The organism is Pseudomonas sp. TE9122 (assembly GCF_056278925.1).
This window is the reverse complement of the sequence record NZ_JBWBQI010000001.1, coordinates 3,232,057-3,257,416: the sequence shown is the minus strand read 5'-3', so window position 1 is coordinate 3,257,416 and position 25,360 is coordinate 3,232,057. Positions and strand designations below refer to the sequence as shown.

General features: G+C 60.8%; 22 protein-coding genes and 1 pseudogene. 8 read left to right on the top strand and 15 right to left on the bottom strand.

Going from position 1 to position 25,360, the window contains the following annotated elements; all coding sequences use genetic code 11:
- Window positions 1-63: 63 nt before the first annotated feature.
- On the top strand, window positions 64-768 hold the full coding sequence (locus ACZ9BE_RS14575; protein WP_252882301.1) for a YebC/PmpR family DNA-binding transcriptional regulator: 705 nt from the start codon (window positions 64-66) through the stop codon (window positions 766-768).
- A gap of 102 nt (window positions 769-870) precedes the next feature.
- On the opposite strand, the gene ACZ9BE_RS14570 is transcribed toward ACZ9BE_RS14575, so the two are convergent.
- The 4 genes from ACZ9BE_RS14570 to ACZ9BE_RS14555 all read right to left on the bottom strand — a co-directional run bounded on the left by ACZ9BE_RS14570 (window position 871) and on the right by ACZ9BE_RS14555 (window position 4,998).
- The gene (locus tag ACZ9BE_RS14570; RefSeq protein ID WP_476249611.1) at window positions 871-2,184 is read right to left on the bottom strand and encodes a protein kinase; all 1,314 of its coding nucleotides are present in this window, start codon (window positions 2,182-2,184) and stop codon (window positions 871-873) included.
- A 219-nt stretch (window positions 2,185-2,403) separates the two neighbouring features.
- Entirely contained in the window at window positions 2,404-3,534 is a 1,131-nt protein-coding gene (gene zapE / locus ACZ9BE_RS14565; RefSeq protein WP_476249610.1) for a cell division protein ZapE, read from the bottom strand.
- 205 nt (window positions 3,535-3,739) lie between these two features.
- Window positions 3,740-4,495 (bottom strand): anti-sigma factor family protein, encoded by a 756-nt coding sequence (locus ACZ9BE_RS14560; protein WP_122703728.1) that lies wholly within the window; start codon window positions 4,493-4,495, stop codon window positions 3,740-3,742.
- Window positions 4,492-4,998 (bottom strand): sigma-70 family RNA polymerase sigma factor, encoded by a 507-nt coding sequence (locus tag ACZ9BE_RS14555; protein WP_041477125.1) that lies wholly within the window; start codon window positions 4,996-4,998, stop codon window positions 4,492-4,494. The genes ACZ9BE_RS14560 and ACZ9BE_RS14555 overlap by 4 nt, the downstream gene beginning before the upstream one ends.
- Window positions 4,999-5,154: 156 nt before the next feature.
- Between ACZ9BE_RS14555 and ACZ9BE_RS14550 the strand changes: the two genes are divergently transcribed.
- Window positions 5,155-6,261 (top strand): catalase family peroxidase, encoded by a 1,107-nt coding sequence (locus tag ACZ9BE_RS14550; RefSeq protein WP_476249609.1) that lies wholly within the window; start codon window positions 5,155-5,157, stop codon window positions 6,259-6,261.
- A complete protein-coding gene (locus tag ACZ9BE_RS14545; RefSeq protein WP_129999585.1) occupies window positions 6,258-6,803 on the top strand; it encodes a cytochrome b in 546 nt (181 codons plus the stop codon). The genes ACZ9BE_RS14550 and ACZ9BE_RS14545 overlap by 4 nt, the downstream gene beginning before the upstream one ends.
- Window positions 6,804-6,862: 59 nt before the next feature.
- Here the strand turns inward: ACZ9BE_RS14545 and ACZ9BE_RS14540 are convergent, their stop codons facing one another.
- Window positions 6,863-8,014 carry a M14 family metallopeptidase gene (locus tag ACZ9BE_RS14540; RefSeq protein ID WP_095182092.1) on the bottom strand — a complete coding sequence of 384 codons (1,152 nt, stop codon included), beginning with the start codon at window positions 8,012-8,014 and terminating at the stop codon, window positions 6,863-6,865.
- Window positions 8,015-8,109: 95 nt separating this feature from the next.
- Here ACZ9BE_RS14540 and ACZ9BE_RS14535 point away from each other — a divergent pair, with 95 nt between their 5' ends.
- Window positions 8,110-8,328: a hypothetical protein gene (locus ACZ9BE_RS14535; RefSeq protein ID WP_143979101.1), complete on the top strand. Its 219-nt coding sequence runs from the start codon at window positions 8,110-8,112 to the stop codon at window positions 8,326-8,328.
- A 104-nt stretch (window positions 8,329-8,432) separates the two neighbouring features.
- Here the strand turns inward: ACZ9BE_RS14535 and ACZ9BE_RS14530 are convergent, their stop codons facing one another.
- Window positions 8,433-8,831, bottom strand: a complete 399-nt coding sequence (locus ACZ9BE_RS14530; protein WP_056789870.1) for a DUF6124 family protein — start codon at window positions 8,829-8,831, stop codon at window positions 8,433-8,435.
- 130 nt (window positions 8,832-8,961) lie between these two features.
- On the opposite strand from ACZ9BE_RS14530, the gene ACZ9BE_RS14525 reads away from it, so the two are divergent.
- Window positions 8,962-9,621, top strand: a complete 660-nt coding sequence (locus ACZ9BE_RS14525; protein WP_071172928.1) for a LexA family protein — start codon at window positions 8,962-8,964, stop codon at window positions 9,619-9,621.
- A 42-nt stretch (window positions 9,622-9,663) separates the two neighbouring features.
- On the opposite strand, the gene ACZ9BE_RS14520 is transcribed toward ACZ9BE_RS14525, so the two are convergent.
- From ACZ9BE_RS14520 to ACZ9BE_RS14505, 4 genes and pseudogenes are all read right to left on the bottom strand, one after another.
- Window positions 9,664-11,613, bottom strand: a complete 1,950-nt coding sequence (locus tag ACZ9BE_RS14520; protein ID WP_476249608.1) for an acetyl/propionyl/methylcrotonyl-CoA carboxylase subunit alpha — start codon at window positions 11,611-11,613, stop codon at window positions 9,664-9,666.
- Window positions 11,613-12,425 (bottom strand): gamma-carboxygeranoyl-CoA hydratase, encoded by an 813-nt coding sequence (locus ACZ9BE_RS14515; protein ID WP_476249607.1) that lies wholly within the window; start codon window positions 12,423-12,425, stop codon window positions 11,613-11,615. Before ACZ9BE_RS14515 ends, ACZ9BE_RS14520 begins: the two co-directional genes overlap by 1 nt.
- Before the next feature lie 120 nt (window positions 12,426-12,545).
- A pseudogene (locus tag ACZ9BE_RS14510) lies at window positions 12,546-14,158 on the bottom strand (carboxyl transferase domain-containing protein).
- Between the two features lie 12 nt (window positions 14,159-14,170).
- Complete coding sequence (locus ACZ9BE_RS14505) at window positions 14,171-15,334, bottom strand: isovaleryl-CoA dehydrogenase (RefSeq protein ID WP_130903010.1); 1,164 nt, start codon at window positions 15,332-15,334, stop codon at window positions 14,171-14,173.
- Window positions 15,335-15,635: 301 nt separating this feature from the next.
- Between ACZ9BE_RS14505 and ACZ9BE_RS14500 the strand changes: the two genes are divergently transcribed.
- Window positions 15,636-17,333 (top strand): AMP-binding protein, encoded by a 1,698-nt coding sequence (locus ACZ9BE_RS14500; RefSeq protein WP_476249606.1) that lies wholly within the window; start codon window positions 15,636-15,638, stop codon window positions 17,331-17,333.
- A 651-nt stretch (window positions 17,334-17,984) separates the two neighbouring features.
- Here the strand turns inward: ACZ9BE_RS14500 and ACZ9BE_RS14495 are convergent.
- The 3 genes from ACZ9BE_RS14495 to ACZ9BE_RS14485 all read right to left on the bottom strand — a co-directional run bounded on the left by ACZ9BE_RS14495 (window position 17,985) and on the right by ACZ9BE_RS14485 (window position 20,557).
- Window positions 17,985-18,884 carry a hydroxymethylglutaryl-CoA lyase gene (locus ACZ9BE_RS14495; protein WP_137214772.1) on the bottom strand — a complete coding sequence of 300 codons (900 nt, stop codon included), beginning with the start codon at window positions 18,882-18,884 and terminating at the stop codon, window positions 17,985-17,987.
- Between the two features lie 145 nt (window positions 18,885-19,029).
- Entirely contained in the window at window positions 19,030-19,428 is a 399-nt protein-coding gene (locus ACZ9BE_RS14490; protein WP_039763349.1) for a MerR family transcriptional regulator, read from the bottom strand.
- A 199-nt stretch (window positions 19,429-19,627) separates the two neighbouring features.
- On the bottom strand, window positions 19,628-20,557 hold the full coding sequence (locus tag ACZ9BE_RS14485) for a LysR family transcriptional regulator (RefSeq protein ID WP_056788837.1): 930 nt from the start codon (window positions 20,555-20,557) through the stop codon (window positions 19,628-19,630).
- 171 nt (window positions 20,558-20,728) lie between these two features.
- Between ACZ9BE_RS14485 and ACZ9BE_RS14480 the strand changes: the two genes are divergently transcribed.
- On the top strand, window positions 20,729-21,958 hold the full coding sequence (locus ACZ9BE_RS14480; protein WP_024013435.1) for an acyl-CoA dehydrogenase: 1,230 nt from the start codon (window positions 20,729-20,731) through the stop codon (window positions 21,956-21,958).
- A gap of 121 nt (window positions 21,959-22,079) precedes the next feature.
- On the opposite strand, the gene ACZ9BE_RS14475 is transcribed toward ACZ9BE_RS14480, so the two are convergent.
- Window positions 22,080-23,414, bottom strand: coding sequence for a substrate-binding domain-containing protein (locus ACZ9BE_RS14475; RefSeq protein ID WP_476249605.1), 1,335 nt, complete (start codon window positions 23,412-23,414; stop codon window positions 22,080-22,082).
- Window positions 23,415-23,593: 179 nt separating this feature from the next.
- A complete protein-coding gene (xthA, locus tag ACZ9BE_RS14470; protein WP_258706925.1) occupies window positions 23,594-24,406 on the bottom strand; it encodes an exodeoxyribonuclease III in 813 nt (270 codons plus the stop codon).
- 260 nt (window positions 24,407-24,666) lie between these two features.
- Between xthA and ACZ9BE_RS14465 the strand changes: the two genes are divergently transcribed.
- Window positions 24,667-25,317, top strand: a complete 651-nt coding sequence (locus tag ACZ9BE_RS14465) for a GNAT family N-acetyltransferase (RefSeq protein WP_041477100.1) — start codon at window positions 24,667-24,669, stop codon at window positions 25,315-25,317.
- The last annotated feature ends 43 nt before the right edge of the window (window positions 25,318-25,360 follow it).

Below are 25,360 nucleotides of genomic sequence, written 5' to 3'. Positions count from 1 at the left end.
ATAAACTTGCCGCCACGCGTCGGCCAATAGATGTCTCGGCGCCACAGATCAAGAGAGTGAGTAATGGGCGCACAGTGGAAGGTTAAACACAAAGAAGCGGCAGCCAACGCCAAAGGGAAGATCTTCGGCAAACTGGTGAAGGAAATCACCATTGCTGCACGCAACGGTGCCGATACCGCCACCAACGCACACCTGCGTCTGGTGGTCGAACAGGCGAAAAAAGCCTCGATGCCAAAAGAAACCCTCGATCGCGCGATCAAGAAAGGCGCCGGTCTGTTGGGTGAAACCGTGCAATACCATCGCGTGACCTACGAAGGCTTCGCGCCGCATCAGGTGCCGCTGATCGTCGAATGCGTCACCGACAACATCAACCGCACCGTCGCGGAAATTCGTGTGGCGTTCCGCAAGGGCCAGTTGGGCGCTTCGGGTTCGGTTGCGTGGATGTTCAACCACGTCGGCATGATCGAAGCCGCGCCGGACAGCCCGGAAGCCGATCCGGAAATGGCTGCGATCGAAGCCGGTGCCCAGGATTTCGAGCCGGGCGAAGAGGGCGCGACGCTGTTCCTCACCGACCCGACCGACCTCGACGCTGTGCAGAAAGCCCTGCCGGAACAAGGTTTCACCGTATTGTCGGCGAAACTCGGCTACCAGCCGAAGAATCCGGTCAGCGGCTTGAGCGACGAGCAGATGGCTGAAGTCGAAGCGTTCCTCGAAGGCCTCGACAACCATGATGACGTGCAGGACATGTTTGTTGGTCTGGCTGGCTGATCTGTCGCGCCAGGAATGACCTCTTCGCGAGCAGGCTGGCTCCCACATTTGCAATGCATTCCAATGTGGGAGCGAGCCTGCTCGCGAATGACCGCGCAGCGGTCACAGATTCTCCAGCATCTCGATGACTTCACTGAACCCCGGCCGCCCCAGCACATCCGCCTGACAGCAACGTCGTTCCAGCGCCTCCAGGTGCGCGCGCCGCTCCGTACTCAATCCTGAGTCGACACGCTCCAGCAATTCCCCCAACAACACACCGAACGCACGTACTTCCAGGCGCTGCAATGCGCGCGTCTGCACATCATCGCCGGTGGCATGAAACGACGCCGCGCCGAAATCCCCCAGCAGACAATCGCCCTGATCGTTCAACAGAATGTTGTGGCCATACAGATCGCCGTGGGTAATGCCTTGGCGGTGCAGGTGCTCGGCCGCTGAGGCGATGCCTTTGGCGACGCGCAGGGCAACCTCCGCCGTGAACCGGCAGTCCTCGGCATAAACATCCCGCGAGCACGAGGCCAGGCTCGGCAAGCCGGCGAGATTGCCGAAGCTCGGATCAATCAGTTGCATCACCAGCCCCTGCTGTTGATCGGGGTGGCCGCTGATGCGGCCCTCGACGCGGATCAGGTTGGGGTGCAAACCGGCGGTGATGCAGGCGTTCATCTCATGCAACGGCGAGCCGTCGCTGGTCATCTCGCCTTTGTACAGCTTCACCGCAACCGCCTGCGCCGTGCCATCGTCACGCTGCCAGACTGCCCGGGAAATCACCCCGGAAGCGCCTTCGCCTAGTTGCTGTTCCATGCGCAGCGTCGACCAGGCGATCAGCGGCGTGGCCTCAAGGGCAGCGGCATCGGCTTCGGTTTCCAGCGGATTGCCGGCGTAGGCCAGCCAGGTCAGGCTCGGCAAGGTCAGCAGCCACTGCGGCAGTTCGTTGAGCTGGTTGGCGGCGATGCGCAGCAATTCCAGCCGATGGCAGTGACGCAGGGAGTCTGGCAGCGAGCGCAGGCGATTGCCGGCGAGCATGAGCTTCTGCAAAGCGCGGCGTTCACCCAGTTCCTTCGGCAGGTTCTCGATGCGGTTATCGGTGAGGATCAGCCAGCGCAGCTGCGGCGGCAGAGCGTCACCAGGGACATTGACGATGCGGTTGGCCTTGAAGCCGACCATGGTCAGCGCGGTGCATTGGCCGAGGCAGGTCGGCAGATCGGTGAACTGGTTGTCGGAGCAGAACAGCACGCGCAGGCGGGTCAGGCGATGCAGGTCATCGGGCAGGCTGCTCAGCGCGTTGCCGCTGAGGTTGAGCACTTCCAGCGTGTCGGCCAGTTGGAATATTTCGCGGGGGAATTCGGTCAGCCCGCAGGACAGGTCGAGGCGGGTAATGCCTGACAGCTCGCCGGCGCGGAGTTGAGCAAGGGTGTGCATGTCTGGTTTCGCTATTGATCGGTGGAGCGACGCGGGGGCGCTGGAATGGGCGACATGATAGCGGTAAAGCGGATGCTGAACGGATTTTGAGTTGTCCCGGGACCTTGTGGGAGCGAGCCTGCTCGCGAAAGCGGCGTATCAGTTAAATGAACCCTGACTGACATACCGCTTTCGCGAGCAGGCTCGCTCCCACAGGGCTCGCTCTCACAGGGTAGGGTGTCAGTTGGGTTCGTGAATTTCCTGCAACTGACCCAACCGGCTGCGCGTGCGCGCCAGGTCAATGGCGTGACCTTCCAGGCTCTGGCCTAGCGGCAGTTGGCCGAGCAGGGTCAGGTGCTTGTCCTGATCGTAGAGCACGTCGATCAGATTGATGAAGCGCTGTTGCACGGCGATCGGACACTCGCCGAGCGGCGGCAGGTCATCGATGATCCACTGGTCGAAACGCTGGCACAGTTGCAGATAATCCATCACTGCCGTTGGCTGTTCACACAGATCGTTGAAGGTGAACGCGACTCGCCGGCCTTGGCAAAAACGGGCCTGAAGCTGGCGCTTGCCAACCTCGAGGGCAAGGGCAGGCGCGTCGGCTGGTGGCAGGTCCAGAGCCTGGCGCTGGGCTGTTGAAGCCGGCCAGACGTAATGCCCTTGGGTAAACACTTGATGCGTGTGTTGGCGGTTGAGTGTGCGGTAGTCGTGGTCGCCGCCGACTTCCATCACCTGCATGCGCGTGTTGATCAGCTCGATCACCGGTTTGAAGCGTGCGTGATACAGCGGATTGGGCAGCAGGCCTTCCGGCGCGTAGTTGGAGGTTACCAGCAGCATGATCCGCCGTTTGAACAGTGCCTTGAACAAACGCGTGATCAGCATCGCGTCGCCGATGTCGTGCACATGAAATTCGTCGAAACACAGCACCTGGCAATCTTCCAGCAACTCATCCAGGGTGATTTCCAGCGCGTCTTCCTGCAGGCGGTGACGGAACATGCCGTCGTGCAGCCGGGCAAAAAACTGATGGAAATGCAGGCGACGTTTGCGCGTGATCGGCAGCGCCTGGAAGAACCCCTCGAGCAACCAGCTCTTGCCGCGCCCGACGGCTCCGTACAGGTACAGACTCGGCGGTGTGTGGCCGCTGTCGCCCAGCAGTACGCTGGCCTGCTGCGCCATGCAGTCGATGACGTGCTGCTGACTGCGGCTAAGGGTGTAGCCCTGGCTTTTGGCTTTGTCGCGGAAATAATCGCGGATGGTCGCGGCATGAGCATCGTGCCCGGCGCTGACGGGCAGGCTTTTGCCGAACAGGCGGCGCAACAACGGCCAGCGTTGGCTCAGTCGTGATCGTTTCGGCGTTCGGGCGGGCACGCGGGGCAGGCTCCTGGTTGATTGGGCCGACTCCACCGGAGCTCGGCGCTAAAGTTTAACCAGACCTCGGACATAGGCTCCATGAAATATGCATGATTCCCCTGTAGGAGCTGACGAGTGCAACGAGGCTGCGATCTTTTGATCTGGGTTGCCGCCAACAGATCGCAGCCTCGTTGCACTCGTCAGCTCCTACCAGAGGCGGATTTCAGAACGGTGGCGATTGCTTGAGCAACTCTGCTGCCGGCGAGTCGGTCGGGCTGACCACCGCATAGTTGTAACCCGGCCCTGACCAGTAATCGGCCTGCAGATCGCCATCGCTGCGCGAACCGCGCGGCAGCAGGGTGTTTTTCGGCCCCGGTGGACGCAGGTAGAAACTGACCTTGTGACCGCTGCCATCCTCATACATCACCATTGCCGCCGCGCCTTCATCGGTGCTGAGCAAACGCCCGCTGACCGGCTCGAATCCGGCAGCTTTCAAGTCCGGCAAGCGCCCGGCACCGCTGAAGTAGCGGTCGAGCCAACGCTGCATGTCGCCGTCGCTGTCGACCTTGTAATCGGCGGGCAGTACGCCTTGCTGGGCGATCAGGCGATAGGCTTGCAACGCGTCAGTCATCGGCAATTGCGCAGGGCGCACCAAGGTCATTTCCCGTGCCTGCCAGCCACTGAAACCACCAATGCTCACGGCAATCAGCAGCACCGCCGCGCTGGCCAGGTGCCGACGGGACTGCTGGCGGCGGCGCTGGCGAATCATCATCGGGTCAAGCGCCGGATTGGCCGGTTGCTGCAACGCGCCACTCAGCGCTGCGCGCAGCTGCTGGGCGTCGCGTTGCCAGGCGCGCACCTGCGCCGCTTCTTCAGGGTGACTGGCCAGCCAGGTCTCGAGCACGCGCCGATCGGCGTCGCTGAGCTGGTGGTCGACATAGGCGTGCAAATCACGTTCGCTGGGAGGCAGGCTGATCATTTGAGTATCCGCAAGGAAGGGCTGCTGATTTCGCCGTCGCTGAGTTGGCGCAAGGCCTGGCGGGCGCGGGACAGGCGCGACATCACGGTGCCGATCGGGGCGCCGAGGATCTCGGCGACCTCTTTATAGGACAGGCCTTCCACCGAGACCATCAGCAGCAAAGCGCGCTGTTCGGTGGGCAGGCGTTCGAAGGCTTGCAGGGTCGACTGGGCAATCACCGTGCGTTCCACAGACGGCTCGGCATCGTCGCGACCGGTGAAAAATTCCAGCATCCGCGCATAGCGCCGCGAACGACGGTGCGCATCGAGAAATTGCCGATAGAGGATTGCAAACAGCCAGGCGCGCAAGTCGCCATCGGCGCGTTTTTCGCCCCACGCCGACAGCGCCCGCTCGAGGCTGGCCTGGACCAGATCGTCAGCGCTGCTGCTGTTGCGCGTCAACGACACGGCGAAGCGGCGCAATCTGGGAATGATTTCTCTCAACTGTTCGTCGAATTCGCTCATGAATGTCTGCTGGTCGCTACGCTGTGGACTAGGAAGACGCCCGTCAGCGCAGGTTATTCCCCGCGCGCGAAAATAAATACCGCACCGTGGAATAAACCCGGACGGGGGGCGTCTTGCTGACTCTTTCCACTTGTGGCCGATGGCCTGGAGATATTCATGGTTGATCGCTCGTCCCCAAACGCTGCACCGCCCGGCAGGCCGCCGCGCGAGCCACTGAGCGCCGCGAGCCTGGTTTTACGTCTGGGCGGCATTGCCGTGATTGTCGCTGCCGTGGCCGGGGCGTTTGCCTACGTGCATGGCAACCTTGACCCACAACGATTGACGCCAAAAGCGTTGGTCGATGTGCTGGAAAAGAACAACGGCGTGCATCCCGGCTTTCGTCGCAATCACGCCAAGGGTGTCTGCGTGATCGGCCATTTCGAAAGCAGCGGCGAGGCGCGCGCGTTCTCCACGGCACAGGTGTTCAACCTGCCGCAGACACCGGTGGTGGGGCGTTTCGCCTTGCCGGCCGGCAATCCCTACGCGCCGGACAGCGCCGTACCGATCCGCAGCCTGGCGCTGCGCTTCACCCAGGCGAACGGTCAGCAATGGCGCACCGGGATGAACAGCATGCCGGTATTTCCGGTGGGCACGCCCGAAGCGTTCTACCAATTGCAGCAGGCGCAGTCGCCGGATCCAGCCACCGGCAAGCCAGACCCGACGAAGGTGCCGGCGTTTTTTGCCGCACATCCGGAAGCCGTGCCGTTTCTGACGTGGGTGAAGACCGCCAAGCCTTCGGCCAGCTACGCCACCGAAACCTATAACAGCATCAATGCGTTCTATCTGATCGATGGCAACGGTAAAAAACAGGCCGTACGCTGGAGCATGACGCCGCTGGCGCAGGACGCGGCGGGTGCCACGGCCCCTGAAGGCGCGGACTTTCTCGAGAAGGATCTGGTGCAACGCTTGGCCGCCGCACCCTTGCGCTTTCAGTTGAACATCACCCTGGCCAACGCCGGTGACCCGGTGAACGATGCCAGCAAGACCTGGCCCGCAGATCGCAAAGTGTTGAACGCCGGAACCCTGGTGCTGGTGAAGACCCAGCCGCAACTCAGTGGCGAGTGCCGTGACATCAACTACGACCCGCTGGTGCTGCCGGCCGGGATTCAAGGATCGGAAGATCCACTGCTGGCCGCGCGTTCTGCCGGCTATGCCGATTCCTACCTGCGTCGCACCAGCGAAGTCAGCCAGTTGCCCGCCGCCAAACAGGAGGCTCGTCCATGAACAAGCAACCGACGCATTTCGTTTTGCTGGCGCGCCTGCTGCACTGGCTGATGGCGCTGATGATCATCGCCATGCTGTTTATCGGCGCGGGCATGGTCACTTCGGTGTCGTCTCGCCATGAATGGCTGATTCATCTGCACAAGCCCCTGGGCATCGCGATTCTGGCGCTGGTGATCGTGCGCCTGCTGGTGCGTTTCACCACGCGCCAACCGCCGCTGCCGGATGATCTGCCGGGCTGGCAGGTGCTCGCAGCCAAGGCTTCCCACGTCTTGTTGTATGCGTTGATGCTGGTGTTGCCGTTGCTCGGCTGGGCGATGATCAGTGCCTCGGGCGAGCCGGTGATGCTCTCGGCGTCGCTGCATCTGCCGCCAATTGTGCCGGCCGACGCGCAACTGTTTGCGTTGCTGCGCAAGTCCCATGGCTATTTGGCGTATCTGCTGTTTCTGACAGTGCTGCTGCACCTGGCGGCGGCGCTGTTCCATGGCTGGGTGCGTCGTGACGAAGTGCTCGACAGCATGTTGCGCGGGCGCGATCGCGGCTGACCCTATAACGCAAAAGATCGCAGGCCGGCTGCGATCTTTTGTTGTTGCAGGGAAGGGGATCAGCGCAGGGTGTCGACCATGTCGGCGAGGGTGGTCAACACGTCTTTACCCAGTTGCTTGGAACGTTTGCCCGACCAGCCGGTGATCTTGTCCGGGTGGTCGTCGTGGTCCTTGAACGGCATCTCCAGGGTCAGCGACAGGCAGTCGTATTTCTGTCCGACGCTGTTGCAGGCCAGGGTCATGTTGGCCTGTCCCGGTTCGTCGCGGGTGTAGCCATAGGTGGTCTGGAAGTCTTTGGTGGTGTGCTTCAAGTGGCTGCGGAAATGCTCTTCAAGCTTTTCGATGCGCGGCGTAAAACCAGGATTGCCTTCACAGCCGGCGGTGAAAACGTGAGGTATGGTTTCGTCGCCGTGTACGTCGATAAACGCATCGACGCCATACTTTTGCATCTGCTGCTGAACGAATAGCACTTCCGGGCTGATGTCCTGGCTGGCGTTCCGCCAGGCCCGGTTCAAGTCCTGCCCCATGGCATTGGTGCGCAGGTGGCCGTGGAACGCGCCGTCCGGGTTCATGTTCGGCACCAGATAAAGATCGGCGCTGGCCAACAGTTTGTTCAATACCGGATCGTCCTGGCGCTCCAGACGCTCGATCACACCTTCCATGAACCATTCAGCCATGTGCTCGCCCGGATGCTGCTGGGCGATGATCCAGATCTTGCGCTGGCCTTCGGCACCGGTACCTTTGCGCAGCAGCTGAATGTCGCGGCCCTCGACACTTTTGCCGGTCGCCAGCAATTCGGTGCCAGCCTTGCTCAGCGCTTGCTCGATCAACCAATTGTGACGGCCGCGGCTGTAGGGTTCGAAGTAGGCGAACCAGGCGTGGGTCTGTTCGGCTTCGAGGCAGAAGCGCAGGCTGTCGCCTTCGAAGCTGGTAGGGATGCGGAACCAGTTGACGTGATCATACGACGCCACCGCTTGATAGCCCGGCCAGCCTTTGCTGTAGGTCGATTGGCTGGCGTTGACCAGGCGGAACCAGTGTTCCTGGTGCACATGCAGGCCGCTGGCCTTGAAGTGGAACCACTGAAAATGAGCGCTGCGGGTGTCCGGGCGGATGGCCAGGACGGGACTGAGCGGGTTGCTGATATCGATGACTTGGATATTGCCGCTGTCGAAATTGGCGCTGATGTCGAACGAAGATTTGGCCACGGTCATGGTCGGTTCCTGATCAGGATTTTTATGACCGGTACTTTACACGCAGGCAGGGCTGAAACCGAGGGGAATCGCGGGTGTAGCGGGGGGCGTCTTCCGTGACGCGCCAGCAGCTTAGAGGCTATGCGATTGATTCTCAAGTGCTGATTGCCATTAGTTTCGCCCAATGTGGCTGGGCTCGGCTTGCCAATCAATATTCTTTTGATATTATCCGCGCCATCGAATTTGCAGCACCCAAAGACTTCATTAGCCTGAAGACACAAGCCCGAAAAACGGGCAAAAAAAGACCCGGCAAAAAGCCGGGTCAAAAACCGTGATTAGCCTGATGAGGAGATAGTCCAGAAGACCGACCTAAGGTCTCTGGTCCATCGACTGATCTCGCGACCAGCTGCTTGCAATAATAATCATTATCATTTGCAAGTCAAATGTTTTTATCTGCGCGATGGGAAAATTCTTTCCTGTCCGCCCGTACCTTGTCCGCCGTGACTTCATCGTTGTCGATCGAATGGTCGACCATCGCCCGCGCCATATCCACCATGTGCACCACCGAAAAGGCCAGATCGCGACTGGTGCCTTGCAGGTTTTCTGCGGCCTTGAACGCGGTGGCGGCCGCACATCGCAACAGATCCGAGGCATGCACCAGTGCTTCCTCGCCGCTGAGATGGCCTTTGACATTGAAAAAACGTTCGTCCGTCTCGGATTTCGAAACAGTCGGTTTCAAGTAGTAGTCCAGCGCGCGCTGTGCGGCGGCATTGCCCTGAGGGGAGGTGAAGCTGGTGTCAATTTGCAGATCGGGCATGTCTTTGCTGCTGATGTTCATCATGAAACGTCACTCCATGTTCGATTGAAAGTCCGTTCCTCTAGGATAGTACCGCCTGTATTTGTGACTAGGATTTAAATACTACAATATGTGTTTTGCCGGTCGAAGACGTCCGCGTAAGGTGCGGCACATGGATAAATGGATTGAGTTGGTCAAGGCCAAGATGAGTGAACTCAAAGTCACTCAAACAGAGCTCGGAGAGCGCGTCGGCATGTCCCAGGGCGGGATCGGTCATTGGCTGAACAAGCGTCGCGAACCCGGTGTTACCGAAATGAACCGCGTGCTCAAGGCGCTGGGAATGGACTTCCTCGAAGTCGTTCTGGTGATTCGCGAACCGCAGCCGACGCCGGAAGACGAGATGCCGCTGGCGCAGAAGTACAACCCGTACTTCCGTTATCCGGTCTGCGATTGGCGTGCACCGTGCGAAGTGCGTGACACTGCGGCGAGCTATCCCGGAGCATCAGCGAAGCAGCGCTTCGAACTGACGGATTACCACGCTCGCGGCGGTGCGGCGTTCTGGCTGACGGTGACGGGGGATTCGATGACCGCGCCGAGCGGCCAGAGCGTTGCCGAGGGCATGCTGATTCTGGTCGATCCGGAGTTGGAGGCAGTGCCTGGCAAACTGGTGATCGCCCAGTGGCCGGACAGCGAAGAGGCGATTTTCCGCAAACTCGACGAACAGGCCGGCCAGCGTTACCTGGTGCCGCTCAATCCGACCTGGCCGAAAACCCTGCTCACCGATGAATGCCGGATCATCGGCGTGGTGGTTCAGGCAACGGCGCGTTACTGAACGGATCGATCCTCGCTCAAGGCCAGGATCGATCCTTTTATTTCATCCCTCTTCCAGTTCAACCAAAGCGCTGCCTTCACTGACCATATCGCCTTCCTGGCAGTACAGCGCTTTGATCACACCGGCCTGCGGCGCGCGGATGCTGTGTTCCATCTTCATGGCTTCCAGCACCACCAGTTGCGCCCCGGCCTCAACCGACTGTCCCGTTTCGACCAGCACGCGTACGATGCTGCCGTTCATTGGCGCGGTCAGACCGCCCTGATGGCTGTGGCTGGCCTCGACGGCGCTGATCGGATCGAACGCTTCGATGCGCCGCAACTCGCCGTCCCATTCCAGATACAACGCGCCAGCCTGACGAATCGCCCGCAATGTGCGGCGCACGCCGTCATGCTCGACGATTAGTGCTTCGCCCAGCAGTTTTGCATGGGCCGCAGTTCTCAAGGTCAACGCGCGATCCTGTCCCTCGCAACTCAAATGCAAGGTGATTTGCGCCGGCAAACCTGCTCGCAATCCGCCACCTGAAGCCCACGGCGAAGCGGGATCATCCGCCCGAGCACGCTGCGGCAGACTCTGCGCAAACGCCTGCGCCGCCGCCTGCCAGAACTCATCGCTCAACGTGCCTGGTGCTGGCAGCAATTGCTCCTGATAGCGCGGAATGAACCCGGTATCCAGCTCTGCCGCCGCAAACGCCGGATGCGCGATGATCCGGCGCAGGAAATTGATGTTGGTCTTCAGCCCGCCAATCGCAAACTCGTCGAGCATGCTCAACAGACGCAAGCGCGCCTGTTCGCGATCTTCACCCCAAGCAATCAGCTTGCCGAGCATCGGGTCGTAGAAGGGCGATATCTCGTCACCTTCCTCAACGCCGCTGTCCACCCGCCGCCCCGCGCCCTGTGCCGATTCGCGATACAAGTCCAGCCGCCCGGTGGCCGGCAGGAAATCATTCGCCGGATCCTCGGCATACAAACGCACTTCGATCGCATGACCATTGAGCGGCACCTGCGCCTGAGTGATCGGCAGCGTTTCCCCACGGGCGACGCGAATCTGCCAGGCGACCAGATCAAGCCCGGTGATTGCTTCGGTCACCGGGTGCTCGACCTGCAGCCGCGTGTTCATCTCCATGAAGAAAAACTCGCCGCGCGCATCCAGCAAAAACTCCACGGTGCCGGCGCCGACATAACCGATTGCCTGCGCTGAACGCACGGCCGCTTCGCCCATTGCCCGGCGTAGCTCGGGCGTCAGGCCCGGCGCCGGGGCTTCTTCGACGACTTTCTGGTGACGACGCTGGATCGAGCAGTCGCGCTCGTTGAGATACAGGCAGTTGCCGTGCTGATCGGCGAACACCTGAATCTCCACGTGACGTGGCTTGAGCAAATACTTTTCCACCAGCATCCGCGAGTCGCCAAACGACGATTGCGCTTCGCGCTGCGCCGAGGCGAGGGCTTCAGCCAGTTGGCTGACATCCTCGACGACTTTCATGCCTTTACCACCGCCGCCGGCCGTAGCCTTGAGCAGCACCGGATAACCGATGCGTTCGCAGGCTTCGCGGAAGGTGTCGAGGTCCTGCGCCTCGCCGTGATAGCCCGGCACCAAAGGCACACCGGCCTTTTCCATCAACGCTTTGGCGGCGGATTTGCTGCCCATCGCGTCGATGGCCGAGGCGGGCGGGCCGAGGAAGATCAGCCCGGCGGCTTCGATGGCGCGGGCGAATCCAGCGTTTTCCGAGAGAAAACCGTAGCCGGGATGAATCGCCTGGGCACCGCTGGCCTTGGCGGCGGCGATCAATTTATCGATTTGCAGATAACTCTCGGCAGCCTTGCTGCCGCCCAGATCGACGCGGATATCGGCTTCACGGCTGTGGCGCGCATCGCGGTCGGTGGCGCTGTGCACAGCGACGGTAGTCAGGCCCAAGGCCTTGGCGGTGCGCATGACCCGGCAGGCGATTTCGCCACGGTTGGCCACCAGCACAGTGGTAATCACAGGTGCGCTCATCAACGCGACTCCTTGGTGGATGCGGCTTGCCAGCTCGGCGGGCGCTTTTGCAGAAAGGCGCGCAAGCCTTCCTGGCCTTCAGGGCTGACGCGAATCCGTGCGATGGCATTTTCGGTGTAGCGGCGCAGGGCCGGGGTCAGCGCGCCGTTGCCGACTTCACGCAGCAAGTCCTTGCTGGCGCGCATCGCGGCGGGGCTGTTGAGCAACAGGTTGTCGATCCACTGTTCGACGTGCTGCTCAAGTTCAGCGGCCGGATAGCTTTCGGATAACAAGCCGATCTCTCGCGCCCGCTGTCCGCTGAAGCGCTCGGCAGTTAGCGCATAGCGCCGTGCCGCACGCTCACCGATCGCTTGCACCACGAACGGGCTGATTACCGCTGGCGCCAGACCGATGCGCACTTCCGACAGGCAGAACTGCGCGTCATCGGCGCCGATCGCCATGTCACAGCAACTGATCAAGCCCAGCGCGCCACCGAACGCCGCGCCTTGCACCACGGCCAGCGTGGGGATTTTCAGCTTGGCGAGGTTGTACATCAGCTCGGCCAGCTCGCGGGCGTCATCGAGGTTGGTGTGGTAATCGAGTTCCGCTGATTGCTGCATCCACGCCAGGTCGGCGCCGGCACTGAAGTGCTTGCCGCGCCCACGCAGCAGCAGGAAACGCAGGCTCGAATCGCTGGCCACCTTGTCGAGGGCGAGGATCAGTTCGCGGATCATCTCGGCGTTGAACGCGTTGTTTTTCTCGGCGCGATTGAGCCACAGCGTCGCGAAACCGCGTGGGTCGGTTTGCAGTTCGAGGGTATTGAAGTCGCTCATATTCATCCGTCTCCACGGCTCTTGTGGGAGCGAGCCTGCTCGCGAAAGCGGGGTATCAGTCGATCTATCCGCCGCCTGACAGAGCGCATTCGCGAGCAGGCTCGCTCCCACAAAAAAACATCACATCCGGAACACGCCGAAGCGGCTCGGTTCGATTGGCGCGTTCAGCGACGCGGACAAGGCCAGGGCCAGTACATCGCGGGTCTGCGCCGGGTCGATGACGCCGTCGTCCCACAGCCGAGCGCTGGAGTAATAAGGGTGACCCTGTTCTTCGTACTGATCGAGAATCGGCTGCTTGATCTCGGTCTCCTGTTCAGCGGTAAACGCCTGACCGCTGCGTTCGGCCTGTTCGCGCTTGACCTGCACCAGCACACCGGCTGCCTGTTCGGCGCCCATCACGCCAATCCGCGCGTTCGGCCACATCCACAAGAAACGCGGATCGTAAGCGCGCCCGCACATGCCGTAGTTGCCGGCACCGAAGCTGCCGCCGATGATCACGGTGAATTTCGGCACCTTGGCGCAGGCCACCGCGGTCACCAGTTTCGCGCCGTGCTTGGCGATGCCGCCGGCCTCGTATTTCTGGCCGACCATGAAACCGGTGATGTTCTGCAGAAACAGCAGCGGAATGCCGCGCTGGCACGCCAGTTCGATGAAGTGCGCGCCTTTCTGCGCGGCTTCGGCGAAGAGGATGCCGTTGTTTGCCAGAATCGCGATCGGGTAGCCGTGCAAGTGCGCGAAACCGCAGACCAGCGTGGCGTGGTGCCGAACAGCGCTTTGAATTCATCGAACACCGAACCGTCGACCAGCCGCGCGATCACTTCGCGCACATCGAATGGCTGCTTGGCGTCAGCCGGAACCACGCCGTACAACTCGTCGCTGGCGTACAGCGGCGCGATCGGTGTGCGTTGCTGCACCTCGCCGAGCTTGCGCCAGTTGAGGTTGGCGACGCTGCGGCGGGCGAGGGCGAGGGCGTGTTCGTCGTTCTCGGCGTAATGGTCGGCCACGCCGGAGGTCTTGCAGTGCACATCGGCGCCGCCGAGGTCTTCGGCGCTGACCACTTCGCCGGTCGCGGCTTTTACCAGCGGCGGGCCGGCGAGGAAAATCGTCGCCTGGTTGCGCACCATGATCGCTTCGTCTGCCATCGCCGGCACATACGCGCCGCCTGCGGTGCACGAACCCATCACCACAGCGATCTGCGGGATGCCCATGGCGCTCATGTTGGCCTGATTGAAGAATATCCGCCCGAAATGCTCGCGATCCGGAAACACCTCGTCCTGACGCGGCAGGTTGGCGCCACCGGAATCCACCAGATAAATGCACGGCAGGCGATTCTGCTGGGCGATGGTCTGCGCGCGCAGGTGTTTTTTCACGGTGAGCGGGTAATACGAGCCACCTTTCACCGTCGCATCGTTGGCGACGATCATGCACTCGACGCCTTCAACGCGACCGATCCCGGCGATCACCCCGGCAGCCGGCACGTCTTCGCCGTAAACCGCATGGGCGGCCAGTTGGCTGATTTCGAGAAACGGCGAGCCCGGATCGAGCAAGTGATTGATGCGCTCGCGCGGCAGTAATTTACCCCGCGAGGTGTGGCGTTCCTGCGCTTTGACACCGCCACCCTGCGCCACTTGGGCGAGGAGGGTGTGCAGCGCGTCGACCTGTTTGAGCATCGCCGCGCAGTTGGCAGCGAACTCCGCCGAGCGCGGGTTGAGCTGAGTGTGCAAAGTTGCCATGGTCAGCTCCGTTTAGCGCGTTTCGTTGAACAGTTCGCGGCCGATCAGCATGCGGCGGATCTCGCTGGTGCCGGCGCCGATTTCGTAGAGCTTGGCGTCGCGCAGCAGGCGCCCGGCGGGGAATTCGTTGATGTAGCCGTTACCGCCGAGAATCTGGATCGCGTCGAGGGCCATTTGCGTGGCGCGTTCGGCGGTGTAGAGGATCACCCCGGCAGCGTCCTTACGGGTGGTTTCGCCGCGCTCGCAGGCCTGTGCCACCGCGTACAGATAGGCGCGGCTGGCATTGAGCTGGGTGTACATGTCGGCGACTTTGCCCTGGATCAGCTGGAATTCGCCGATGCTCTGGCCGAACTGTTTGCGGTCGTGGATGTAAGGCACGATCAGGTCCATGCACGACTGCATGATCCCGGTCGGGCCACCGGAAAGCACCACGCGTTCGTAATCGAGGCCGCTCATCAGCACTTTCACGCCACCGTTGAGCACGCCGAGGATGTTTTCCTCCGGTACTTCGACGTCATCGAAAAACAGCTCGCAGGTGTTGGAGCCACGCATGCCAAGTTTGTCGAATTTGTTGCTGCGGCTGAAGCCTTTCCAGTCACGCTCGACGATGAACGCAGTAATGCCGTGCGGGCCTTTTTCCAGATCGGTCTTGGCGTATATCACGTAGGTATTGGCGTCAGGGCCGTTGGTGATCCAGGTTTTGCTGCCGTTGAGTACAAAGCGATCGCCGCGTTTGTCGGCGCGCAGCTTCATCGAGACCACATCGGAGCCGGCGTTGGGCTCGCTCATCGCCAGGGCGCCGACGTGCTCGCCGCTGATCAGCTTCGGCAGGTATTTGGTTTTCTGTTCGTGGTTGCCGTTGCGGTTGATCTGGTTGACGCAAAGGTTGGAGTGCGCGCCATAGGACAACGCCACCGACGCCGAGCCACGGCTGATTTCTTCCATCGCCACCACATGCGCGAGGTAACCCAGACCTGCGCCGCCGTACTCCTCCGGCACGGTGATGCCGAGCAGGCCCATGTCACCGAATTTGCGCCACATGTCGGCGGGGAACAGGTTGTCGTGGTCGATCTGCGCGGCGCGCGGGGCGATCTGATCGGCGACGAAGGACTGCACCTGATCGCGCAGCATGTCGATGGTTTCACCGAGGGCGAAATTCAGGGATGGATAGCTCATGAGGCACCTTTTGGCTTTTTTATCGGGTGGAGCGCACGACGAATCGGCGTTCAGCTTTACGTTAACGTAAAGCTTCCGGAGTTCGACTGTCAATCGGCTTTACGTAAGCGTCAACTTGGGCGAGAGTAAGGACAGTTCAGGATCAGATATCGGTTTGTTTCTGGTGGGAGCGAGCCTGCTCGCGAAAGCGCTGTATCAGTCGCCCTCAAGGCTGAATGACGCAGCGTATTCGCGAGCAGGCTCGCTCCCACAGGGATTCAAAAACCGGGAAAACCCACTAATAAAGACAATAGGGGTCGTCATGGATCTACCCAGTGCAAACCCGCAGCGCAGCTACACCCGTGGCTCTCAGGACAAAGCCCTGCTGGCGATGACCATCGGTCAGCGCTTCGATCAGACTGTCGCGCAATACCCGGACGGCGAGGCTTTGGTGGTGCGCCATCAACAGTTGCGTTACTCCTGGCGGCAACTGGCCGAGGCGGTGGATGAGCAGGCCAGGGCCTTGCTCGCACTGGGCTTGCAGACCGGTGATCGCCTGGGTATCTGGGCACCGAATTGCGCGCAGTGGTGCATCACCCAGTTCGCCACGGCGAAGATCGGCGTGATCCTGGTCAACATCAATCCCGCCTACCGCAGCTCCGAACTCGAGTACGTGCTCAAGCAATCCGGCTGCCAGTGGCTGGTCTGTGCCGGAGCGTTCAAAACCTCGAATTACCACGAAATGCTCCAGGGCCTGGCGCCGGAATTGGCTGAGCACGCCATCGGTCAGCTGCGTAGCGAACGCCTGCCGGAGTTGCGCGGGGTGATCAGCCTCGATGCCAATCCGCCGCCGGGTTTTCTGCCGTGGTCGCAGCTCAGCGATCTGGCCGTCAGCGTCTCGCCCGATCAATTGCGCGAACGCAGCGCCAGTCTGCATTTCGATCAACCGGTGAACATCCAGTACACCTCCGGCACCACCGGTTTCCCCAAGGGCGCGACCCTCAGTCACTACAACATTCTCAACAACGGCTACATGGTCGGCGAAAGCCTCGGCCTGACGACTGCCGATCGTCTGGTGATTCCGGTGCCGCTGTATCACTGCTTCGGCATGGTCATGGGCAACCTCGGTTGCGTCACCCATGGCAGCACGATGATTTACCCCAACGACGCTTTCGATCCGGCGCTGACCCTGCAAGCGGTCTCCGAAGAAAAAGCCACGGCGCTGTACGGTGTGCCGACCATGTTCATCGCCATGCTCGATCAGCCGCAGCGGCAGACTTTCGACCTGTCGAGCCTGCGCACCGGGATCATGGCCGGCGCGACCTGTCCGATTGAGGTCATGCGCCGGGTCATAAAGGAAATGCACATGAGCGAAGTGCAGATCGCCTACGGCATGACCGAAACCAGTCCGGTGTCGCTGCAGACCGGGCCAGCGGATGAGCTGGAGTTGCGCGTCACCACCGTCGGCCGCACCCAGCCGCAACTGGAAAGCAAGATCATCGACACCGCCGGCAACCTTGTGCCGCGCGGCACCATTGGCGAATTGTGCACGCGCGGTTACAGCGTGATGCTCGGCTACTGGAACAACCCGCAGGCTACTGCCGAAGCCATCGATGAGGCGGGGTGGATGCACACCGGCGACCTGGCGAGCATGAACGAGGAGGGTTACGTCAACATCGCCGGGCGTAACAAGGACATGATCATTCGTGGCGGCGAGAACGTTTATCCGCGTGAGCTGGAGGAATTCTTCTTCACCCATCCGGCGGTGGCGGACGTGCAGGTGATCGGTATTCCGTGCTCGCGCTACGGTGAGGAAATCGTCGCCTGGATCAAATTCCACCCCGGCCACAGCGCCTCCGAACTGGAGCTGCAAGCCTGGTGCAAGGAACGCATCGCCCATTTCAAGACACCGCGTTACTTCAAATTCGTCGACGCGTTTCCGATGACGGTGACGGGCAAGATCCAGAAATTCAGGATGCGTGAGATCAGTATCGAGGAGCTGAAAACAATCGAGCGGTAACCTAAACCCTGTGGGAGCTGGCTTGCCAGCGATGGCGTCAGGTCAGCCAGCATCAATGTTGAATGTTCTACCGCAATCGCTGGCAAGCCAGCTCCCACAGGGATCGGGGGATTCAGGAATCACAGAAAGCACAAAGGGGAGCCGAAGCTCCCCTTTAATTTGTCGTTGCGTGCTCTTTTTATTATTGAGGGTCGGTCTGTTGTTGTTTTTGGCAACCGTGGCCCTGTACAGCTTTTTGGCGACCCCCATCCGGGGTCAAGAGCAAACGTATTTTTTTGAGCGCTGATCTGCTTTCTCGTTTAACGATCCAACCGATTCGGGAGCTACCTGAAGGTAGTTTTATTGTTCTCTGCCCGGTTGCGGGTCACTCCTGAGAGCACCCTGAAAAGCACACCTTCTCCAAAAAAATCTGTTAGCTGCGTCTCTGCCGTGTTGTTCTTGTTATGTCAGAGTCGTTTCGTCTTGTTTTTATTGGTTTGCGGCTTTTTATTCTTGTTATGCCATAGAGATAGCAGGTGTCGTGCCAACTTTTAAAAAGCCTTACAAATCAGTGATTTAGGTTTTTCTGGCTTTTTCACCCCAGGGCAAAGCCAGACAATTTGTTTCCGTGTTACTCGCTTTTGCCCACAGCACTGACCCAGCGGTAACACCTCACTGCGCGCTGCGTGCCTTGGCCACTCGCGAACCGCTTGGACGGCCGAGCACTGCACTGATCTGCTGGCCCGCAGCAATCAAGGCGTCCAGGTCGATACCGGTCTCGATGCCCAGGCCATTGAGCAGGTACACCACGTCTTCGGTCGCAACGTTACCGCTCGCGCCTTTGGCGTAAGGGCAGCCGCCAAGGCCGGCGATAGAGCTGTCGAACACCGCAATGCCTTCGAGCAGGCTGGCGTAGATATTGGCCATGGCCTGGCCATAGGTGTCGTGGAAATGCCCGGCAAGCTTGTCCCGTGGTACCTGCGCCGAGACCACCTCGAACAGGCGCCGGGTCGCGCCCGCCGTGCCGGTGCCGATGGTGTCGCCCAGCGACACTTCGTAGCAGCCCATCGCGTACAGCTCGCGCGCGACCATCGCCACTTGCTCCGGCGCAACCGTGCCTTCATACGGGCAGCCCAGCACACAGGAAACATAACCGCGCACGGTAACGCCGTGTTGTTTCGCGGCTTCCATGATCGGCGCAAACCGCGCCAGGCTCTCGCTGATCGAGCAATTGATGTTGCGCTGCGAGAACGCCTCGGAGGCGGCGGCGAACACCGCGACTTCCTTGACCCCGGCGGCGAGCGCGTCTTCAAAGCCGCGCAGGTTCGGCGCCAGCGCGCCGTAGGTCACGCCGGGCTTGCGCTGAATTTGCGCGAACACCTCGGCGGAGCCGGCCATCTGCGGTACCCATTTGGGCGAAACGAAACTGCCGACTTCGATGTAGCCGAGCCCGGCGGCGCTCAGCGCATCGACCAGTTGCACTTTGTCAGCCACGCTGATCGGTTGGGCTTCGTTCTGCAGGCCATCGCGCGGGCCGACTTCGATCAGGCGTACTTGGGAGGGGAGGGACATGGGTGGGACCTGCCTGTTTTTTTAGTTCACGAAGAACCCTGTGGGAGCGAGCCTGCTCGCGAAAGCGGTGGATCAGTCACCGTTAATGTTGGATGACAGAATGCATTCGCGAGCAGGCTCGCTCCCACAGGGGCGCCAGTGTTGGCTAGACCGCCTGCTGGCTCTTGAGCGTCTGCTCCAATGCCTGCACGCAGCGCTCTTCTGCTGTATCCAGCTCAAGCTTCATCTGTTCGATATCCAGCAACTGCTGTTCGAGCTGTTCGCGGCGTTCGCTGATTTTTGCCAGCATGCTGTTGAGCTGTTTGGTGTTACCGCCGGACGGATCATAGAGCTCGATCAGCTCGCGGCATTCGGCCAGGGAAAAACCGATGCGCTTGCCACGCAGGATCAGCTTCAGGGTGACCTTGTCGCGCGGCGAATAGATACGTTCCTGGCCACGACGCTCGGGGCTGAGCAGGCCTTGCTCTTCATAAAAGCGGATCGCCCGGGTGGTGATGTCCAGCTCGCGGGCGAGGTCGGAAATGCTATAGGTCTGACTGCTCATGAAAGCGCTCGGAAAAGGGGCATGGCGCTAAGCTAATCGGTGGTTTACGTTTACGTCAAGCGGGATGGATTTGGGGTGTCCGTACAGGCCTCTTCGCGAGCAGGCTCGCTCCCACATTCGACCGCGTTCCTTCAGATGAAATGCAATTCATTGTGGGAGCGAGCCTGCTCGCGAAGAACGATAACGCGGTAAAAAAGCCCTACACCTTCTCCAGCTTCTTCTCCTGCGCCGTCACCTGTTGGCACAACTCGATCATCTGCTCGCGCATCCAGCGGTTGGCCGGGTCCTGGTCGGTGCTCTCATGCCAATACAGGTGCGTTTCCACCGAGGGCACATCATTCACCGGCAAATTGAACGATTGCAGATCATGGCGGCGGGCGAAGCGTTCCGGCACGGTCATGACCATGTCGGTCTGCTGCATCACTTGCGAGGCCATCAGATAGTGCTGCGAGCGCAGGGCGATCTTGCGCTGGATGCCCATTTTGCCCAGCGCCAGATCGACATAACCCAGACCACTGCGGCGGCTGGAAATATGGATGTGAGTCAGCGACAAATAGTCATCGAGACTGAGCTTTTCCTTGCCCGCCATCGGATGGCCCTTGCGCATGGCGCAGACGTAACGGTCATCCATCAGCTTGACGTGGCGTACCTGCGGGTCGGTGTTGAGCGGCGCATCCACAGCGAAATCCAAACGCCCGGCGGCCAGTTCCTTGGTGGTTTCCCGGCGTTTGGACAGAAAGCTTTCGATGATCACCGTCGGCGCCAGGCGGCGCAGGCGCTGGAACAGGGGCGGCAGAATGATTGCCTCCGTCAAATCGGTCATGCTGATGCGATAAGTCTTGGCCGCCTGCGCCGGGTTGAAGATGCGGCTTTCCTGCACCGACACGCGCAGCAGCGACAGGGCGTTGCGCACCGGGCCGATGATGTTTTGCGCCATCGGCGTGGGCACCATGCCTTGGGCAGTACGCACGAAGAGCGGGTCGTTGAAGGTTTCGCGCAACCGCGCCAGGGCATTGGACACCGCCGGCTGGGTGATGCCGACAATCTGCCCGGCACGGGTCAGGTTGGCTTCGGTGTAGATCGCGTCGAAGACGATGAAAAGGTTCAGGTCGACCTTGCTCAGATTCATAACGCGGCTTCTCTTGTTATTAAGTGCAAGTGTTTTGGGGCTGACGATCAGCGGATCATATATTGGTGATGAATGTTTATACACGCCGAGAATAGGCTAGGTAAATGATCAGCGCTGTTCTAGCATCGATTGCATGACTTGAACAACCTCTGCCCGAGAAGGTAACTACCCATGGATTTCGCTTATTCGCCCAAGGTTCAGGAACTGCGTGAGCGCGTGACTGCGTTCATGGACACTTACGTTTACCCGGCCGAAGCGGTGTTCGAACGCCAGGTCGCCGAGGGCGATCGCTGGCAGCCGACCGCAATCATGGAAGAGCTCAAGGCCAAGGCCAAGGCTGAGGGTCTGTGGAATTTGTTTCTGCCTGAGTCCGAGCTGGGCGCCGGCCTGAGCAATCTTGAATACGCGCCGTTGGCGGAAATTATGGGCCGTTCCCTGCTGGGGCCGGAGCCGTTCAACTGCTCGGCGCCGGACACCGGCAACATGGAAGTATTGGTGCGCTACGCCAACGAAGAGCAGAAACAGCGCTGGCTCGAGCCGCTGCTGCGCGGCGAGATCCGTTCGGCGTTCGCCATGACCGAGCCCGACGTGGCATCTTCCGACGCGACCAACATGGCCGCTCGGGCCGTGCGCGATGGCGATCAGTGGGTGATCAACGGTAAGAAATGGTGGACTTCCGGCGCCTGCGATCCGCGCTGCAAGATCCTGATTTTCATGGGCCTGAGCAACCCCGACGCGCCGCGTCACGCCCAGCACTCGATGATTCTCGTGCCGGTCGACACCCCCGGGGTGAAAATCGTCCGTCCGCTGCCGGTGTTCGGCTACGACGACGCACCGCACGGTCACGCCGAAGTGCTGTTCGACAACGTTCGCGTGCCGTACGAAAACGTCCTGCTCGGTGAAGGACGCGGCTTCGAAATCGCTCAGGGTCGCCTTGGCCCAGGCCGCATTCACCACTGCATGCGTTCGATCGGCATGGCCGAACGTGCGCTGGAACTGATGTGCAAACGCTCGGTGAGCCGCACCGCATTCGGCAAACCGCTGGCCCGTCTGGGCGGCAACATCGACAAGATCGCCGACTCGCGAATGGAGATCGACATGGCGCGCCTGCTGACGTTGAAAGCGGCGTACATGATGGACACCGTCGGCAACAAAGTGGCGAAAAGCGAGATCGCGCAGATCAAAGTCGTCGCACCGAACGTGGCCTTGCGGGTGATCGACCGGGCGATCCAGATGCACGGTGGGGCAGGGGTGTCGAACGATTTCCCGCTGGCCTATATGTATGCGATGCAGCGCACCCTGCGCTTGGCCGACGGCCCCGACGAAGTGCACCGCGCGGCGATTGGCAAGTTCGAGATCGGCAAGTATGTGCCGAAGGAGATGATGCGTAGCGGCCAGTAACACCGCGTCGCCTCATTCGCGAGCAGGCTCGCTCCCACAAGATTTGTGCACGCCACAGATCCAATGTGGGAGCGAGCCTGCTCGCGAAAGGGCCTGTACACTCAGCACATCGACATCAGGATCAATACACCCAAACCTCAACCCGCCGATTCTTGATCCGCCCTTCATCCGCGCTGTTGGTCGCCACCGGCATCAGCGCACCAAAGCCGCGTACTTCGCGCATGACCACACCGTTTTTGACCAGCTCGCGCCGCACCGCCATCGCTCGCAGCTTCGACAGCAGATCGGCCCGCGCCGGGTCATCCTTCAAATCACCAAACCCCACCAGCGTCACCGCCCGTTCGGTCTTGCCATGGCGCTTTATATAGTCGAGCACCCGCGCCAGATCCTGCCGCGCCTTGTTGTCCAGACTGGCGCTGCCCTCGGCAAAACGGAAATTCACTGTCAGACGCTGGGCATGCCGGCTGAGGGATTGGTAACCCTCGGGCATCAGCGCATTCGGCGCCACGCTCATGGCTTGTACGGTCTGGCTGACAAAACCGCTGGCCGCGACGATCGCCTGACCCTCTGGGCTCTGGGCAAAGCTGGCCAACGCCTGCGCCCACGGATTGCGGCTGTCCGGCGGCAGATAAAAGAACAAGCGCCGCGACAGCGGATAGTCTTCGGTGGCGATCAGGCTGTTCAGCGGCAGCATCGCTTGCGACGCGCCGTCGGCAATCGCTACGGCTTTGGCTTGACGCACATAGGGCAAGCCGATGAAGCCGATACCTTGCGGATCGTTGCTGACCGCATCGGACAATTGCTCGCTGGATTCGAAACGTTTCGCCGCGCTGCTCAGACTTTTCCCACGCCGGCTCAGGACCAGTTCCTTGAAGGTGTCGTATGTTCCCGACTGATCATCCCGCGCATATAAATGAATGGCGCCGCCACGGCCACCGAGTTCTTCCCAGGTTTTCACTTCGCCGGCAAAAATCCGCGCCAGTTGCTCGGTGTTCAACTGCTCAAGCGGGTTGGCCGGGTTGAGGATGATCGCCAGGCCGTCGATGGCAATGACTTGCTCGGCCGCCGGGCTTTTCAGATCGCCGAGGGCTTGCAGGGCAAGCAGTTCGCTGTCCTTGATCTCACGGGAAGAGGCGGCCAGATCGGCGCTGGCGTTTTTCAGCGCAGCGAAACCGGTGCTGGAACCGTGAGCGGCGACTTCGATGATGACGCGTTGCCCTTGTGCGGTCTGGCCGACGATGCGTTGTTCGTTGGCGGTGTCCGGGGTTTCGCGGTGGATTTTCAGCAGGCCTTGTTCCTGCAGCAGGCCTTCGACCAGCGCCGGACCCAGATCGGCACCGATGGTGTTGGAACCCTGAATGCGCAATGCCGGGCCGTTTTCGGGGATCGGCAGGGCGGCGGCGTAGATCGACAGCCAGCCACTCAACAGGAAAACGCAGAGAACACGCAGGGTCATGCCGGCACCGAATCAAGCCAAGGGGATTGCCGGGGAGATTAAGTCAGGCGCGTGACCGAAATATGACAGGGGATTACCTGTGGGAGCGAGCCTGCTCGCGAAGGCGGCGTGTCAGTCGAAAAATTTGTCGCTGATCCACCGCTTTCGCGAGCAGGCTCGCTCCCACAATGAAAATTCCCTCAGGCCAGCTCAAGCCAGATCGGCGCATGGTCCGATGGCTTTTCCATGCCGCGCAGTTCGTAGTCCACGCCGGCGTCCTTGACCCGTGGCAGCAGGCCATGGGAAGCCAGAATTACATCGATGCGCAGGCCGCGTTTGGGCTCATCTTCAAAGCCACGGCTGCGGTAGTCGAACCAGCTGAACATGTCGCTCACGTCGGGATTGAGGTGACGGTAGCTGTCGGTCAGGCCCCAGTTTTTCAGGCGCGCCATCCACTCGCGTTCTTCCGGCAGGAAGCTGCATTTGCCGGTTTTCAGCCAGCGCTTCATGTTGTCCGGGCCGATGCCGATGTCGCAGTCTTCCGGGGAAATGTTCACATCGCCCATCACCACCAGTGGCTGTTCATTGTGGAACTGGCTTTCCAGCAGCGTTTGCAGGTCGCTGTAGAAACGCTCTTTGGCAGGGAATTTGGTTGGATGGTCACGGCTTTCACCTTGTGGGAAATAGCCGTTCATGATCGTCACCGGCACGCCGTTGGCATCGGCAAAAGTGCCCCAGATAAACCGCCGCTGCGCGTCTTCTTCATCGGTGGCAAAGCCTTTGTGGATGGCGATCGGTTCGTTGCGCGAGAGCAGGGCGACCCCGTAATGACCTTTCTGGCCATGGAAGTGCACGTGGTAGCCGAGGGCGCGGATGTCCTCGAGGGGGAACTGGTCGTCGTGGACCTTGGTTTCCTGCAGGCCGATCACGTCGGGCTGATGTTTTTCGATCAGCGCTGCCAGCTGATGCGGACGGGCACGCAGTCCGTTGATGTTGAAGGAAACAATCTTCATGGTCGGCAGTCCTGGCAAAAGGGCGATGCTAGCTGACATGGGGGAGATGGGCCAGTGTGGGACAAATCATTTTGGCCTGTGGGATTTGTGATGCCCTATGCAGCGCCTCTGTGGGAGCGAGCCTGCTCGCGAAGAGGCCGGCGAGATCGATGAAGATCCCGACTTGGTCTATACCTGTCAGGGGAACCACCACATCCGCCCAAGGTTCGTACCAACAAGCGCGCCAGCCTACGAGCGCGCCCCCGGGGAGAATCACTGCAATGCCTGAAACCCAGACCGCCGTTGCCGACATCCATATGCTCGACCGCGGCTATTCGCGCGAAGCCCGCTCGTTGCTGTATCAGGCCTATCGCCACGAGCCGACCTTCGGCTACCTGTTCGAAGCCGAACGTCCCGGCTATGAACAACGGGTGCGCGCCACGGTGCGCGAGCTGGTCAAACAGCATTTTCTCCAGGACCTGCCGGCAATCGGCCTGTTGGTCAACGATCGCTTGATCGGCATCGCCCTGATCGCACCGCCGCAACGGCGCCTGGGCGTTACCGAAAGCTGGGCATGGCGCTTGCGCATGGTGCTCAGCACCGGTTTTCGCTGCACCCGGCGTTATCTGGAATACCACGATGCCGTTGCTGCATGCGTGCCGGGTGACTCGGTGCACATGCTGCCGCTGCTCGGTGTGCACCCGCAGTTTCAGGGCAAGCACTACGGCGAACAGTTGCTCACCGCCGTGCACAACTGGTGCGCCGTTGATGAAACATCGCAAGGCGTGGTGCTCGACACCGGCAACCCGCGCTACCTGGAATTCTATAAAAGGCAGGGTTATCAGGAGATCGGCGAGGTTGCCGTCGGGCCGGTGCGCGAACACGTATTTTTCCACGCCAATCCGCAGGTGTTACAAACAGCAACGGGATAATGATCGAACTTCTTCACAAATTACCTGTTCTATCAGGCTCCCG

Coding starts and splice junctions, on each gene's coding strand:
- ACZ9BE_RS14475 (WP_476249605.1), bottom strand. CDS start 23,414: ATGACCCTGCGTGTTCTCTGCGTTTTCCTGTTGAGTGGCTGGCTGTCG.
- ACZ9BE_RS14500 (WP_476249606.1), top strand. CDS start 15,636: ATGGATCTACCCAGTGCAAACCCGCAGCGCAGCTACACCCGTGGCTCT.
- ACZ9BE_RS14480 (WP_024013435.1), top strand. CDS start 20,729: ATGGATTTCGCTTATTCGCCCAAGGTTCAGGAACTGCGTGAGCGCGTG.
- ACZ9BE_RS14545 (WP_129999585.1), top strand. CDS start 6,258: ATGAACAAGCAACCGACGCATTTCGTTTTGCTGGCGCGCCTGCTGCAC.
- ACZ9BE_RS14540 (WP_095182092.1), bottom strand. CDS start 8,014: ATGACCGTGGCCAAATCTTCGTTCGACATCAGCGCCAATTTCGACAGC.
- ACZ9BE_RS14525 (WP_071172928.1), top strand. CDS start 8,962: ATGGATAAATGGATTGAGTTGGTCAAGGCCAAGATGAGTGAACTCAAA.
- ACZ9BE_RS14520 (WP_476249608.1), bottom strand. CDS start 11,613: ATGAGCGCACCTGTGATTACCACTGTGCTGGTGGCCAACCGTGGCGAA.
- ACZ9BE_RS14555 (WP_041477125.1), bottom strand. CDS start 4,998: ATGAGCGAATTCGACGAACAGTTGAGAGAAATCATTCCCAGATTGCGC.
- ACZ9BE_RS14575 (WP_252882301.1), top strand. CDS start 64: ATGGGCGCACAGTGGAAGGTTAAACACAAAGAAGCGGCAGCCAACGCC.
- ACZ9BE_RS14515 (WP_476249607.1), bottom strand. CDS start 12,425: ATGAGCGACTTCAATACCCTCGAACTGCAAACCGACCCACGCGGTTTC.
- ACZ9BE_RS14550 (WP_476249609.1), top strand. CDS start 5,155: ATGGTTGATCGCTCGTCCCCAAACGCTGCACCGCCCGGCAGGCCGCCG.
- xthA (WP_258706925.1), bottom strand. CDS start 24,406: ATGAAGATTGTTTCCTTCAACATCAACGGACTGCGTGCCCGTCCGCAT.
- ACZ9BE_RS14485 (WP_056788837.1), bottom strand. CDS start 20,557: ATGAATCTGAGCAAGGTCGACCTGAACCTTTTCATCGTCTTCGACGCG.
- ACZ9BE_RS14495 (WP_137214772.1), bottom strand. CDS start 18,884: ATGTCCCTCCCCTCCCAAGTACGCCTGATCGAAGTCGGCCCGCGCGAT.
- ACZ9BE_RS14490 (WP_039763349.1), bottom strand. CDS start 19,428: ATGAGCAGTCAGACCTATAGCATTTCCGACCTCGCCCGCGAGCTGGAC.
- ACZ9BE_RS14465 (WP_041477100.1), top strand. CDS start 24,667: ATGCCTGAAACCCAGACCGCCGTTGCCGACATCCATATGCTCGACCGC.
- ACZ9BE_RS14570 (WP_476249611.1), bottom strand. CDS start 2,184: ATGCACACCCTTGCTCAACTCCGCGCCGGCGAGCTGTCAGGCATTACC.
- ACZ9BE_RS14530 (WP_056789870.1), bottom strand. CDS start 8,831: ATGAACATCAGCAGCAAAGACATGCCCGATCTGCAAATTGACACCAGC.
- ACZ9BE_RS14560 (WP_122703728.1), bottom strand. CDS start 4,495: ATGATCAGCCTGCCTCCCAGCGAACGTGATTTGCACGCCTATGTCGAC.
- ACZ9BE_RS14505 (WP_130903010.1), bottom strand. CDS start 15,334: ATGAGCTATCCATCCCTGAATTTCGCCCTCGGTGAAACCATCGACATG.